Genomic DNA, 14,293 nt, shown 5'->3' with positions numbered 1-14,293 from the left:
GCGCGTCGCGATCCGATGCGTCCGGGGCGGAACCACTCGCAAGGAGGCGACGTACGTGACCGAGGACCGTAGCCCGGCGGCAGCCGAGAACCCCGAGGGTGCCGCAGGCGGTGACCAGGCCGAGGAGCAGCCCGTCAAGGGCCGCAAGAACGGGCTGTACGGAGAGGTCTCCGACGAGCTGGCCACCTCGATGAAGTCCGGCTGGGCCGACACCGAGCTGCGCGGCCTGGAGCCGGTCGCCCAGGCCTCGTACGCGGCCGAGCGGCGGGCCAGGCTGTCGGCCGCCTTCCCCGGCGAACGGCTGGTGGTCCCCGCGGGCAACCTGCGCACCCGGGCCAACGACACCGAGTACTCGTTCCGCGCCGCGAGCGAGTACGTCCACCTGACCGGCGACCAGACCGAGGACGCCGTGCTGGTGGCCGAACCGGTCGACGGCGGTCACGAGTTCAGCCTCTACCTGCTGCCGCGCTCCAACCGTGAGAACGGCGAGTTCTGGCTGGACGGCAACGGCGAGCTCTGGGTCGGCCGCCGCCACAGCCTGACCGAGGCCGAGCAGCTGCTCGGCCTGCCCTGCCGGGACGTCCGCAAGGCCGTCGAGGAGCTGCAGGCCGCGCCCGAAGCGCCGACCCGGATCGTGCGCAGGTACGACGCCGGCCTGGAGTCCGCGCTGGCCGAGGTGCTGGACGAGGACCGGGACGAGGAGCTCAAGACCTTCCTGAGCGGCCTGCGGCTGGTCAAGGACGACTGGGAGATCACCCAGCTGCGCGCCGCCTGCGACGCCACCGTCAACGGATTCACCGACGTGGTACGGGAGTTGGGCCAGGCCGTGGCCACCTCCGAGCGTTGGATCGAGGGCACCTTCTGGCGCCGCGCCCGGGTCGAGGGCAACGACATCGGCTACGGCTCGATCTGCGCCGCCGGCCCGCACGCCACCACCCTGCACTGGGTCCGCAACGACGGCGACGTCCGCCCGGGCGAGCTGCTGCTGCTCGACGCCGGCGTCGAGACGCACACCCTCTACACCGCCGACGTCACCCGCACCCTGCCGATCAACGGCCGCTTCAACGCGCTCCAGCGCAAGATCTACGAAGCCGTCTACGACGCCCAGGAGGCGGGCATCGCCGCCGTCAAGCCCGGCGGCCGGTTCCGCGACTTCCACGACGCCTCGCAGCGCGTGCTGGCCGAACGCCTGCTCGCCTGGGGCCTGTTGGACGCCTCGGTGTACGACGTCGAGAAGGTCCTGGAGCTCGGCCTGCAGCGCCGCTGGACCCTGCACGGCACCGGCCACATGCTCGGCCTGGACGTGCACGACTGCGCGCAGGCCCGCCGCGAGCAGTACGTGGACGCCCTGCTCGAGCCCGGCATGTGCCTCACCGTCGAGCCCGGCCTGTACTTCCAGCAGGACGACCTCACCGTCCCCGAGGAGTACCGCGGCATCGGCGTCCGGATCGAGGACGACATCCTGGTCACCGCCGACGGCAACGAGAACCTCTCGGCCGGCCTGCCCCGGCAGGCCGACGAGGTCGAGGCCTGGATGGCCCGGCTGAGCGGCTGACAACCCGCCGGCTGACGGAGGGCCGGCACCCCGCCCGGGGTGCCGGCCCTCCGGCGTCACTGCGTCTTCACGTGGATCGGCAGCTCGTACTCCGCCTTACCGAGCGACCGAATCCCCTTGCTGACAAAGGCCATGGCGGAGAAGTGGTGGGAATTCATCTGGTCCTGACGGGTGATCCTGACCCGGAAGGTGACGGTACGACTCTTCCCGGGTGCGAGCGGGAACGCGGCGGACGTGGCGGTGTACGCCCAGTCGGAGTGCTGCCAGAAGGCCGGCACCGAGGTCCAGCCGGCACCGTCTTTGCGCTCCAGCACGCCGTCCGGCCGCTTGGTCACGTCGACCGGGCCGTCCAACGGGTCACCGGTCAGCACCGGTTCGACGGCGTTGTAGGCGGTGGCACTGATGTTGGTCCAGGTGACCGGGAAGGTCACCACCTCCCGGTCTCCCTCCACGCTGGTGGTCGCGGCACCGAACCCGATCCGGATGTCGCTGCTCTCCCCCCGGTTCAGGGGATCGGCGTGCTTGCTCAGGTCAAGGCTGTTCACGATGGACAGCAGGTCGTCCCGGTAGTCGTCCCGCAGGCCGCTCGTCGACACCAGGACCTGCTCCTTGTGGAAGGACCAAATCTGGGTGGTGAAGCGCTCCCTGGCGTTGCACTGCACCAGCCACTTGGTGGTCTGCGCGTAGTGGCCGCCTACTGCGGCGACCGACCGCTCCGGCTTGCCCACCAGCCTGAGGTCGTCGCCCGACCCGATTCCGTGCGGGCCGTCCCACACGGGGCAGTACGGCTGGGTGCCCCAGCCGCCGTCCACGTCCAGGCTGCTCTCGTAGGGCCAGATCGCGTTCTCCACCTCCGTCGCGGTGTTCCAGACGCTGATCAGGACGCCGTAGGGATCGCAGATGCCCGCCTTCGCACGTGCCGAGGCAGGCGCGTCAGGGGCGAACAGGCACACCTGGCCGTACGCCGGGTCCGGCCTCTCCATCGTCCAGCCCGCCGGGAGACCGAAGGTGACGTTGCGGAAGGTGGTCGGCGTCGGCGCAGCCTTGCTGCTCGCGCTGGGACTCCCGGAAGGCTCGGCCGAGGTGCTCGGTGACGGCGACGGGGTGGGCGACTCGGTCGGGGTCGGCGACGCGCTCACGCTCGGCGGAGCAGGCGCCGGGTCCTGGTGGATGGCGGTCGGGGTCCCGTTGAAGGTCAGGTAGCCGGCTACCGAGGCGGCCAGGCCGAACATCGCGATGCCCAGGACGAGTCGGACGGGCCGGAGTCGGCGGAGGCGGCCGGAGGGCGGCTGGGCCGGGCGCAGGTCGTGTGGCGAGATCGCGTTGGCGCGGGCTGCCAGGGCTTCCCGGAGCAGCTGCTCGGTCGGCGTTCCGAGGTCGTTCTTCTCCGTCATCGGACCTTCTCCAACTGCTTCTCGAGGGCGTCGAGAGCCCGGCTGGCGGTGGACTTCACGGCGCCCCGGGACAGGCCCAGGGTCTCGGCGATCTGCGCCTCCGACAGGTCGGACCAGTAGCGCAGCACCAGTACTTCGCGCTGACGGGAGGTCAGCTCCTGCAGGGCGACCAGCACCCGGCGGTGTTCGTCGTTGAGCACCGCGTGCTCCTCCGCCGAAGCGGCGTCGGCCACGTGCGGCGGTACGTACTCCCGGGCGGTCTTGCGTCGGCGCAGCATCGAACGGGCGCCGTTGACCACCGAGGTCCGCAGGTAGCCGAGGGCGTTGTCCAGGTCGTCGAGCGTCTCGCCGTGCCGTTGGTACAGCGCGGTGAACGCCTCCTGCACGACGTCCTCGGCCAGGTCCTGACGGTCCACCAGCAGCACCGCCATCCGGACCAGGCCCAGTCGGTGCGCGTGGTAGAGCTCGGTCAGCGTGGGGCGCTCCTCGCCCGACGGCCCGGCACCCACCACCCGGAGGCCCGATCGGCGCCCGGCCCCGGCCGGCCGGTCGAGGTCGGCCGGCTCGGCTGCGGGCTCGGCTCCGAACAGGAGCCGCCACACCCCCCTGAACGCGCCGCTCCCGGAAAATCCGGGCTGCGGGGCGATCGCTATGGACATCTGCTTCCACTCTCCCCCGGGACGTCGCTCGGCAGGGCCTGTACGACGTCATCACCTGATACCACCTGCGGTGGCCTGCGTGATTGTGCCTGCACGCGGTCGGCCGGGCCGCTCTCAACCTGATAGACGTGCATCCCCCGGGGAGGTTGCAGGCCGGTTCGGAGATTTCCCACCGGCCCCGCCGTAACGATCCACGCACATTTCCCACACAAGTCCGCCGGATCATCACTCTGCCCACGAACCATGTGACACGCTCGGGATGCTCCGTCGGAGCTCGACCAGAACCACTCCCCGGGGGATGCTCCGATGTACCTGCGCCGCCTCGTGCTGCCCGCCGCCGTGGCCACCGTGCTGGCCGCCACCGCCCTGCCCGCCGTCGCGGCGGAGGACGTCACCGTGCTGCACGTCGACCGGCGGTCGAAGCAGTGCTCGGACGCCGGGTCCGGCTCGGCCGCCGCACCGTTCTGCACGGTGCAGGCGGGGGCCGACGCGGCCAGGGCGGGGCAGACCGTGCTGGTGCACGAGGGCGGGTACCAGGAGCAGGTGACCGTCCGGCAGTCCGGCGAGCCGGGGCGGCCGATCGTCATCCAGGCGACGGGCTGGGACCAGCCGACGTGGCCGGACGTCGAGATCTCCACGTACGGGAACGAGCAGCGGCCCCGGGGGTTCGTGCTCTCCGGCGTGCACGACGTGACGGTCCGTGGCTTCCGCTTCTGGACCAGCTCCGAAGCCGTCCTGGTGGAGAACTCGCAGCGGGTCACGGTCGAGCGAAACCAGGCCGACAACAGCGGACGGCTCGGCCCGACCCCCGCGATCCGGCTGGCGGGCGCGACCACCGGGGCGGTCGTACGCCGCAACCACGTGCTCTACAACGAGAGCCACGGCATCGCGGTCGACGCCGGGGTCACCGGCGCGGTGGTCAGCACCAACGTGATCGTGGCCAACCGGGGTGGCGGTGTGGTGGCCACCGACGCACCCGACACCGTGATCACCAGCAACACCCTGATCGGGAACTGCGCCGGCGGCGTCGCCCTGGTCGGCGGTTCCCCCCGCACGGCCGTCCGGAACAACGTCATCACGGACTCCGACCACTGCACGGCCAACGTGCAACTGCGGGTGTCCGAGGGGTCGGTGCCCGGCACCACGGTGGACCACAACGTGGTCCACCCGCTGATGGGCGGCGCCGGTTACCGCTGGGGCGGGACGAACCACACCACCCCCGAGCAGCTGACCGCCGCCACCGGACAGGGGGCGCACGACCTCGGCGACGACCCGAAGGTGTCCCGGAGCAGCTACGGCTCGCCCACGCCCGCCGACTCGGTTGCCCAGGACTCGGCCGACGCCTCGGCCCCGGGCCAGTTGGATATCGACCTGCTGGGCAACCCCCGGGCCGACAACCCCCTGCGGCCCAACTCCCCGACCGGCTTCCACGACCGAGGGGCGATCGAGCTGCAGGCGATCGACTCGCTCGCTCTGAGCGTCGATCAGACCACCGGCCCCACCCCGCTGCCGGTGACCGCCACCGCCAAGCTGGTGCGCAACTGGCCGGGCGAGACCTCGTACAGCTTCGACTTCGGCGACGGCAGTGCCCCGGTGCGCTCCAACGAGCCCACCGTGCAGCACAGTTACCCGGCCACCGGGACGTATCAGGTCACCGTCACCGCCACCGACCCCGCCTCCGGCCGGTCGCTCTCGTCCCGCCCCGAGCGGGTCACCGTGGTGGCACCGGGCGATCTGGTCGCGAAGCTCTCGGTCAAGCCGCGGCAGTACTACGGCGGGCCGCTGGCCTACGAGTTCGACGCGACCGGCAGCACCAGCCCGTGGCCGCTGACCGGTTTCGAGTACGACTTCGGGGACGGCACCCCACGCTGGACCGGCGGCCCGGAGGCCGCGCACAGCTACGCCCGGCCGGGGACCTACCAGGTCACCGTCACCGGCAGCGACTCCTCGGGCCGCCGGGCCACCAGCACCCAGCAGCTCCAGGTCGCCTACTCGGCCTCCGGCTACGTCCCGATCACGCCGACCCGGGTCGCGGACACCCGGGAGTCCGGCCCAGCCCTGTACGCCGGCGAGCAGACGCAGGTGAAGCTGCCTCAACTGCCGGACGGCGTCCGGCCGGAGGCGGTGGTGCTCAACGTCACCGCAGTGGCCGGCTCGCAGCCCGGGTACCTGACCGTCCGGCCCGACGGTCAGACCTCGCTGCCGGGCACCTCGAACCTCAACTACACCGCCGGGCAGGTGGTCGCCAACCTGGTGACCGTGCCGGTCGGCGTCACCGACCAGGTGGAGATCATCCCGTCCGCCAACGGCACCCACGTGGTGGTCGACGCCGTCGGCTACTACCGCGCCGGCACCGGCGACGGCTTCGACCCGGTCACCCCCGCCCGGCTGCTGGACACCCGCACGAGCGCGCCGGTCGGACCGGGCGGCACCACCTCGATCCAGCTGCGCGGCACCCACGGCGTCCCGGCGGACGCCACCGCCGCCGTGCTCAACCTGACCGCGACCGGGCCCACTTCGGCCGGATACCTCACCGCCTACCCGAGCGGCACCGCCCGGCCCGGCACCAGCAGCCTGAACTTCACGCCCGGCCGGACCGTGGCCAACCAGGTCCTGGTGCCGATCGGGGCGGACGGCCGGGTGACGGTCTTCAACTCCGGTGGCAGCACCGACGTGGTGGCCGACCTGTTCGGCTACTACGGTCCGAGCGGCGGCTCGCTGTTCACCCCGGTCGCCCCGGCCCGGCTGCTGGACACCCGCCCCGGCGGCGCGCTGGGTCCGGACTCCAGCACCGTCGTCCCGGTCGGCGGCGGTAACGGCGTGCCGGCGGACGCCACCGCCGCGGTGCTCAACCTGACCGCGACCGAGCCCGGCCAGGCGGGGTACTTCACCCTGTACCCGGACGGCGGCAGCCGCCCCGGCACCTCGAACCTGAACTTCACGGCCGGTCAGACCGTGCCCAACCACGCGACCGTCCCGCTCGGCCCCGAGGGCCGGGCCCGGCTGTACAACGTGGCCGGCCGCACCCACGCGGTGGTCGACCTGTTCGGGTACTTCGGCAAGCGGTAGGCGGCTCAGCAGACCAGGCCGAGGTCGGCCGGGGTGGCGGTCTTCGGGTCGACCGGGCGGCGGCCCTCGGTCGGCCAGCCCTCCCGGATCCAGTACTCCAGGCCGCCGATCATCTCCTTGACCTCGCGGCCGAGCGCGGCGAGCTTCATCGCGCCCTTGGTGGAGCCGTTGCAGGCGGGGCCCCAGCAGTACACCACCAGCAGCCCGGCCGGGAGTTCGGCCACCCGCTCGGCGGTGATCTCGGCGAGCGGCAGGCTGATCGCGCCGGGCAGGTGGGTCTTGCGGTGGGCGCCCTCGGCCCGGACGTCGATGACGGTGAAGTCCTGCGCAGTGCCCTTTTCACGACTGTCCCGCATCGCGTACCAGACGTCCGCCGGGTCGGCCTGGCAGCCGAGCCGCTCGGCGAAGAAGGCGAACGCCCGCTCGGGCGAGACGGCCGGGATCGCGGTCACGGGCGAGGTGGCGGTGAGAGTGGTCATGTCCGGGCTCCGGTCGGTCGGTTGTGCTCGCTGGCTGGCGACTCCATCCTGCGATCCGGGCACCGGCCGCCGACAGTGGCGTCCACGACTACACTCGCCAAGATCCCGCCAGCCCGTCCAGGAGTGTCCGATGGCCGCCCAGCCGCCCGCCCACCCCGTCGCCGCGCCCGTCTCCGCCCCTGTCGCCGTCAGCATCGGCCCCCGCCCCGAGCCGGTGCACACCATCGCGGTGTACGCCTTCGACGGCATGGCCCCGTTCGAACTCGGCGTGGTGGTCGAGGTGTTCGCGCTGGCCCGGCCCGAGCTGACCGGCCTGCTGGCCACCCCGTGGTACGGCCTGAAGGTCTGCGCCGACCGGCCGGGCACCCCGCTGACCGCGGTCGGCGGCTTCTCGATCACCGCCCACCACGGTCTGGACGAACTGGCCGCCGCCGACACCGTGATCGTGGTCGCCGTCCCGAACACCTTCAGCGGCGAGGTCTCCCCCGGCCTGGTAGCCGCCCTGCGCACGGCGCACGAGCGCGGCGCCCGGATCGTCTCGATCTGCTCCGGCGCCTTCGCCCTCGCCGCGGCCGGTCTGCTGGACGGCCGGGAGGCCACCACGCACTGGCGGTACGCCGAACTCCTCCAGCAGCGCTACCCGTTGGTCAAGGTCAACCCCGACGTGCTGTACGTCGACCACGGCTCGGTGCTGACCAGCGCGGGCAGCGCCGCGGGCATCGACCTCTGTCTGCACCTGGTCCGCAGCGACCACGGCGCCAAGGTCGCCAACACGGTGGCCCGCCGCTTCGTCGTCCCGCCGCACCGGGCCGGTGGCCAGGCCCAGTTCATCGAGGCCGCCGTCCGCCCGGTCAAGGAGGAGGACGACGGCATCGGCCGCTCGATGCAGTGGGCCCTGGACCACCTGTCCACCCCGCTCACCATCACCCAACTCGCCCGCGCGGCCCGGATGTCCGACCGCTCGTACCTGCGGCACTTCACCGCCCGCAACGGCACCAGCCCGATGCGCTGGGTGATCACCCAGCGGATCGCCGCCAGCCTCCCGCTGCTGGAGACCCCCGACGGCACCGTGGAGGAGATCGCGACGGCGGTCGGCTTCGAGTCGGCCGCCACCTTCCGGCACCACTTCGGACGCACCATGCGGACCTCGCCGACCGCGTACCGACGGGCCTTCGGGCGCGGGGTGGCGTAGCCCGGGTGACGGCGTGACAGTTCGAGCCGGATCCGCGATGATGCGGATCTACTTTCGAACTGTCTCTCGACCTGGCCGACGGGCCGGCTGTCGAGCATCACCCGGGGGATCCCCAGCTCCGTGCGCACCAAGAGAATCACCGGCCTGACCGGCTCCATCGCCCTCGTTCTCGGCCTCGGCCTGCCGGCCACGGCCGCCGCCGAACCCGCCGACACGCTCTACGTCAACAACAGCGCGGCCTGCTCCGACCAGGGCACCGGTGCCCAGGCACTGCCGTTCTGTCAGATATCCGCCGCTGCCGCCGTGGTGCTGCCGGGTCAGACCGTCAAGATCGCGAGGGGCTACTACGGCCCGGTGAAGATCTCCCGCTCCGGTACGCCGGAGCGGCCGATCACCTTCACCGGCGACCGGCTCGACCGGTGGCGCGACACCATCGCGTGGATCAACAGCGGCACCGGGCTCCAGGTGTCCGGGGCGCACGACGTGGCGATCGAGAACCTGTCCGTCAACACGACCGGGACCGCTCTCCTGGTCGAGAACTCGGACCGGATCCGGCTCGACACGCTCACCCTGGACACCGACCAGGTGACCACCCCGACCGCCCGGCTCACCGGCACCAGCAGCGATCTGACGCTGAGCCGGAGCATCGTGCGCACCGCGCAGCCGGGCCGCGCCCTCCAGGTGGAGAGCGGGGTCCGGGGCAGCACGGTCACCGGGAACCAGATCACCGGCTGGGGCTCGCCGCTGATCTCGGTCAGCGATGCCCCGAACAGCAGGCTGACCGGCAACACGCTGTCGCTCCGGTGCGGCACCGTCATCCGGCTCGCCGGGGCCTCGGCCAACTCGGCCGTGCACAACAACGTGATCGGCGTGCCGGCCGCCGAGCCGTCGAACTGCCCGGAGCAGGACCCGGCGGTGCTGGTCGAGGCGGCCGCCGCGACCGGTACCACCGTCGGTCACAACGACCTGCTGCCGGCTCCCAACGCGGCGCCCTACCGCTGGGCCGACCACGACTACCGGACTCCCGCCGAGCTGACCGCGGCCACCGGCCAGGGCGGCCACGACGCCCTGACGGACCTGAACTCGGTCCGGGTCGGCGACGAGCTGACGGCCCTTCAGCCGGGCTCCACCGCGATCGACAGCGCCGACCCGAACGCCCCCGGCGCCCTGGCCACCGACCGGTTCGGCCGCTCCGCCGCCGACCACCCGCAGGTGGCCAACACCGGAGCAGGCGGCAGCTTCCGTGACCGGGGGGCCTACGAGCTGGTCGGCGCAGTGGCCCTCCCCATGCAGCTCGCCAACCCGGGGCCGGCTCCGTACCCGCTCACCACCACGGTCACGGTCCGGGCCAAGTCCAACTGGACGGAGCCGCTGAGCTACCTGATCGACTTCGGGGACGGCTCGGCGCCGGTGGCCTCCACCACGCCCAAGGTCGACCACACGTACACCCGCAGCGGGAAGTTCACCATCACCGCCGGCGTCAGCGGCGCGGACGGGAAGCCGAGCACCATCAGCTCGTTCCAGCCGGTCGTGGTGAACGAGCCCGGTCTGCCCCAGGTGGCCTTCGAGGCCAAGCACTGCGCCGCCTCCTACCCCGACAGCTGCTACCGCCCGCTGGCCTTCGTGATCGACACCACCGGGACCACCGCCCCCTGGCCGCTCGACAGCTTCACCGTCGACTACGGCGACGGCAGCGCCCCGACCGGCAACCTGTCCGAACCGCATCTCTACGCCGCGCCGGGTGACTACAAGATCACCGTCACCGCCAAGGACAAGGGCGGCCAGACCGGTTCGCTCACCAAGACGGTCGCCATCGGCTACCAGCCCGCCCGGTTCACCGGCTGCTGCCCGGAGCGGATCCTCGACACCCGTACCGGCGTGTCCCCCGTCAAGGTCGGTTCGGGCGAGAAGGTCACCGTCCGGGCCGGCCAGGGTGGTTGGGGCGGCTGGCGGGACAACGCCATCGTGCTCAACGTGACGGCCGTACTGCCCTCCGGCGACGGCTTCCTCACGGTGGCCCCCGGCGGGACGCCCCGGCCGGCCAGCTCGAACATCAACTACACCAAGGGCTCGATCGTCCCGAACCTGGTCACCGTCCCGGTCGGCCCGGACGGCACCGTCGCGATCTGGAACTCCGGTGCGCCGGTGGACATCGTGGTGGACCGGATCGGCGCGTACAACCCCGACTACGGCAGCTACTTCAACCCGGTGACGCCCCGTCGGGTGGTGGACACCCGGGACGGCACCGGCGTGAACGCCGGGAAGCTGAAGTCGGTCTGCTACTCCTCGGCGACCCCGCCGACCAAGCTGAACGCGCGCACCCTGCCCGGCGTACCGGCCGACGCCACCGACGTGGTGCTGAACGTGACGGTGACCGAGCCCGAGCAGCCCGGCTACCTCTCGATCAACAGCTACACCGGCACCTCGAACCTCAACTTCGCCAAGGGCGAGACGGTGGCCAACCAGGTGATCGCGGCTCCCGACTCGGAGGGCATGATCTGGTTCTGCACCGGCGCCGGTTCGCTGCACGTGGTGGCCGACATCTCCGGCTACTACAGCCCGAGCAGCAGCGGCAGCGTCTTCACCCCGGTCCCGCCGGTCCGTCTGACCGACACCCGGGAGGACCCGGCCGGTTCCCTCAAGCCCGAGGAGACCCGCGCGGTCGCCACCAAGCTGCCCGCCGGAGCCACCGGCGCGGTCCTCAACGTGACCGCCGCCCGCTCCACCACCGGCAGCTACCTCACCCTCTGGGGCGACGGCACCACCCGCCCCGGCACCAGCAACGTCAACTTCCCGCCCGGCCGGATCGTCGCCAACCACGTGACCACCCCGCTCGGCACCAACGGCAAGTTCGACATCTACAACCGCAGCGGCGACACCGACGCCGTCGTCGACATGTTCGGCTACTTCTCCAAGCCGTAACCACAACAACCCACTTGGGCCCGTACTCCCACACCGGAGTACGGGCCCAACTCCGTTCACGGGGCCAGGACTGACGCTCTATCAGCGTGACAGTTCGACCAGGATCGGCAAGGATACGATCCTACGTTCGAACCATCTCGCGCCCTGGCCGACGGGCTGGGGACGAGCTACAACCGGGGGAAGTAAAGCTCCGTGTCCACCAAGAGAATCACCGGCCTGGCCGGCTCCGTCGCGCTCCTTCTGGGGCTCGGCCTGCCGAGCGCCGCCGTCGCCGCCGAACCGGTCACCACCCTTTACGTCAGCAACAGCGCCCCGTGCTCCAACCAGGGCGTCGGCAGCAAGGAACTGCCGTTCTGTCAGATCTCCGCAGCCGCGCTGATCGTCGAGCCCGGGCAAACCGTCCAGGTCACCCCTGGAACCTACAACCCGGCCCGGATCGTCAGGTCCGGTGCGCCGGGCAAGCCGATCACCTTCACCACCGAACGCACCGGCCTGTACGGGGGCAGCTCGGCGACGATCAGTGGCCGCGACATCGGGCTGCAGCTCTCCGGCGTGCACGACGTGGCGATCGAGAACTTCACGATCACCTCAACCGACAACGCCCTGCTGATCGAGAACTCGACCGACATCCGGCTCGACACCCTCAATCTGACCAGCTACGGGGCGCTGGACGGCGCCGTCCGGATCGCCGGCACCGGCAGCGGCGTGACGCTCAGCCGGAGCCTGGTGTCGGGCCCCCGGCAGGGCACTGCCGTTCAGGTGGACGGCGTCCGGGGCAGCACCTTCACCGGGAACCAGATCTTCGGCTGGGGCCTGCCGCTGATCTCGGTGAAGGACGCTCCGAACACCACCCTGACCGGCAACAGCGTCTCCCAGCAGTGCGGGACGACGATCCGGTTCGCGGGGGCCTCGGCCGGTGCGGCCGTACACAACAACGTGATCGGCACCCTGCCCCAGCAGGACACTTCCTGCCCGGTGCACGACCCCGTGCTGGAGGTGGCGGCCACCGCCACGGCCGGCACCACCGTCGGTTACAACGACCTGCTGCCGGGCCCCTCCGGGGTTCCGTACCGCTGGGCCGACACCGACTACCCCACTCCCGCCGCGCTGACCACCGCCACCGGACAGGGCGGCCACGACGCCCTGACCGACCGGAACTCGGTCCAGCTGGGCGACGAGCTGACGGCCCTTCAGCCGGGCTCCACCGCGATCGACAGCGCCGACCCGAACGCGCCGGGCATCCTGGCCACCGACCGGTTCGGCCGCTCCGCCCTCGACGACCCGCAGGTGGCCAACACCGGAGCGGGCGGCAGCTCCCGCGACCGCGGCGCGTTCGAGCTGGTCGGCACGGTGCCGCTCGGCCTGACGGACGGTCCGGCCGGGCCCGCCCCGTACCCGTACACCACCAAGGCCACCGTCGAGATCCAGTCCAACTGGCCGGAGACGGTGAACTACCTCTACGACTTCGGCGACGGCTCGGCACCGGTCGCGAGCACCAAGCCCGAGGCCGAGCACAGCTACACCCGGAGCGGCCGGTTCGAGGTCACCGCGACCGTCACCACCGGCTACGCGGCCCCGGTCACCTTCACCGGCCCGCAGCGGATCACGGTGAACGAACCGGGCGTGCCCAAGGTCTCCTTCGAGGCGAAGCACTGCGCCGTCAGCACCCCGGACAGCTGCTTCCGCCCGCTCGCCTACGTGATCGACCCCAGCGCGACCACGGCCGCCTGGCCGATCGCGGGCTACACCATCGACTACGGCGACGGCAGCGCTCCGACCGACAGCCTGACGGAGCCGCACCTCTACGCCGTGCCCGGTGACTACAAGATCACCGTCACCGCCAAGGACAACCACGGCCAGACCGGCTCGCTCACCAAGACGGTCACCATCGGCTACCAGGCCGCCCGGTACCCCGGCGGGAGCCACATCCGGCTGATCGACACCCGCACCGGCGACTACACCAGGCTGGGCTCGGGCTCGAAGCTCACCGTGAAGGTGGGCCAGGGCGGTAGGGGCGGCTGGCGGGACAACGCCATCGTGCTCAACGTGACGGCCGTACTGCCCTCCGGCGACGGCTTCCTCACGGTGGCCCCCGGCGGGGTGCCCCGGCCGAACAGCTCCAACGTCAACTACACCAAGGGCTCGATCGTCCCGAACATGGTCACCGTGCCCGTCGGCTCGGACGGCACCGTCGCGATCTGGAACACCGGCTCCCCGCTGGACGTCGTGGTGGACATGATCGGCTCGTACAACCCCGACTACGGCAGCTACTACAACCCGCTGGAGCCCAGCCGGGTGCTCGACACCCGGGACGGCACCGGCGGCGTGAAGGTCGGCAAGCTGACCTCGGTCTGCGGCCACACCAGCAGTGAGCCGGAGACCGCGCTGCGGATGAGCGACCTGCCCGGTGTGCCGGCCGACGCCACCGACGTGGTGCTGAACGTGACGGTGACCGAGCCCGAGCAGCCCGGCTACCTGTCGGTCGGCAACGGTTACGGCGGCACGTCCAGCCTCAACTTCGTCCCTGGCCAGACCGTCGCCAACCAGGTGATCGTCTCGGCCGAATCCGACCGCACGATCTGGTTCTGCACCGGTGCCGGCAAGCTGCACGTGGTGGCCGACATCTTCGGCTACTACAGCCCGAAGAGCGGCAGCCTGTTCACCCCGGTCCCGCCGGTCCGTCTGACCGACACCCGGGAGGACCCGGCCGGCTCGCTGCACGCCGACCAGTGGCGCGCGGTCGCCACCAAGCTGCCCGCCGGAGCCACCGGCGCCGTCCTCAACGTGACCGCCGCCCGCTCCACCACCGGCAGCTACCTCACCCTCTGGGGCGACGGCACCACCCGCCCCGGCACCAGCAACGTCAACTTCCCGCCCGGCCGGATCGTCGCCAACCACGTGACCACCCCGCTCGGCACCAACGGCAGGTTCGACATCTACAACCGCAGCGGCGACACGGATGCCGTGGTCGACATGTTCGGCTACTTCTCCAAGCCGTAACCGCAACAACCCACTTGGGCCCG

General features: G+C 71.5%; 8 protein-coding genes. 5 read left to right on the top strand and 3 right to left on the bottom strand.

The window, feature by feature from the left end:
• The first annotated feature begins 55 nt into the window (after window positions 1-55).
• Window positions 56-1,555: an aminopeptidase P family protein gene (locus F4556_RS18080; protein WP_184917003.1), complete on the top strand. Its 1,500-nt coding sequence runs from the start codon at window positions 56-58 to the stop codon at window positions 1,553-1,555.
• A gap of 56 nt (window positions 1,556-1,611) precedes the next feature.
• Here F4556_RS18080 and F4556_RS18075 read toward each other — a convergent pair whose 3' ends face one another.
• Window positions 1,612-2,949 carry a hypothetical protein gene (locus tag F4556_RS18075; RefSeq protein ID WP_184917000.1) on the bottom strand — a complete coding sequence of 446 codons (1,338 nt, stop codon included), beginning with the start codon at window positions 2,947-2,949 and terminating at the stop codon, window positions 1,612-1,614.
• A complete protein-coding gene (locus F4556_RS18070; protein ID WP_376775715.1) occupies window positions 2,946-3,551 on the bottom strand; it encodes an RNA polymerase sigma factor in 606 nt (201 codons plus the stop codon). The genes F4556_RS18075 and F4556_RS18070 overlap by 4 nt, the downstream gene beginning before the upstream one ends.
• Window positions 3,552-3,914: 363 nt before the next feature.
• Between F4556_RS18070 and F4556_RS18065 the strand changes: the two genes are divergently transcribed.
• The gene (locus tag F4556_RS18065; RefSeq protein WP_184916993.1) at window positions 3,915-6,677 is read left to right on the top strand and encodes a right-handed parallel beta-helix repeat-containing protein; all 2,763 of its coding nucleotides are present in this window, start codon (window positions 3,915-3,917) and stop codon (window positions 6,675-6,677) included.
• Window positions 6,678-6,682: 5 nt separating this feature from the next.
• On the opposite strand, the gene F4556_RS18060 is transcribed toward F4556_RS18065, so the two are convergent.
• The gene (locus F4556_RS18060) at window positions 6,683-7,156 is read right to left on the bottom strand and encodes a rhodanese-like domain-containing protein (protein WP_184916990.1); all 474 of its coding nucleotides are present in this window, start codon (window positions 7,154-7,156) and stop codon (window positions 6,683-6,685) included.
• Window positions 7,157-7,370: 214 nt separating this feature from the next.
• On the opposite strand from F4556_RS18060, the gene F4556_RS18055 reads away from it, so the two are divergent.
• The 3 genes from F4556_RS18055 (at window position 7,371) to F4556_RS18045 (ending at window position 14,270) form a co-directional block, all read left to right on the top strand.
• Window positions 7,371-8,348 (top strand): helix-turn-helix domain-containing protein, encoded by a 978-nt coding sequence (locus F4556_RS18055; RefSeq protein ID WP_446684978.1) that lies wholly within the window; start codon window positions 7,371-7,373, stop codon window positions 8,346-8,348.
• A gap of 120 nt (window positions 8,349-8,468) precedes the next feature.
• Window positions 8,469-11,270 carry a PKD domain-containing protein gene (locus tag F4556_RS18050; RefSeq protein WP_184916984.1) on the top strand — a complete coding sequence of 934 codons (2,802 nt, stop codon included), beginning with the start codon at window positions 8,469-8,471 and terminating at the stop codon, window positions 11,268-11,270.
• A gap of 192 nt (window positions 11,271-11,462) precedes the next feature.
• Entirely contained in the window at window positions 11,463-14,270 is a 2,808-nt protein-coding gene (locus F4556_RS18045) for a right-handed parallel beta-helix repeat-containing protein (protein WP_184916981.1), read from the top strand.
• The last annotated feature ends 23 nt before the right edge of the window (window positions 14,271-14,293 follow it).

Origin of the sequence: Kitasatospora gansuensis (genome assembly GCF_014203705.1) — a bacterium.
Lineage (GTDB): Bacteria > Actinomycetota > Actinomycetes > Streptomycetales > Streptomycetaceae > Kitasatospora > Kitasatospora gansuensis.
The sequence above is the reverse complement of the archived record's forward strand: the minus strand, read 5'-3'. Positions and strand labels throughout refer to the sequence as shown.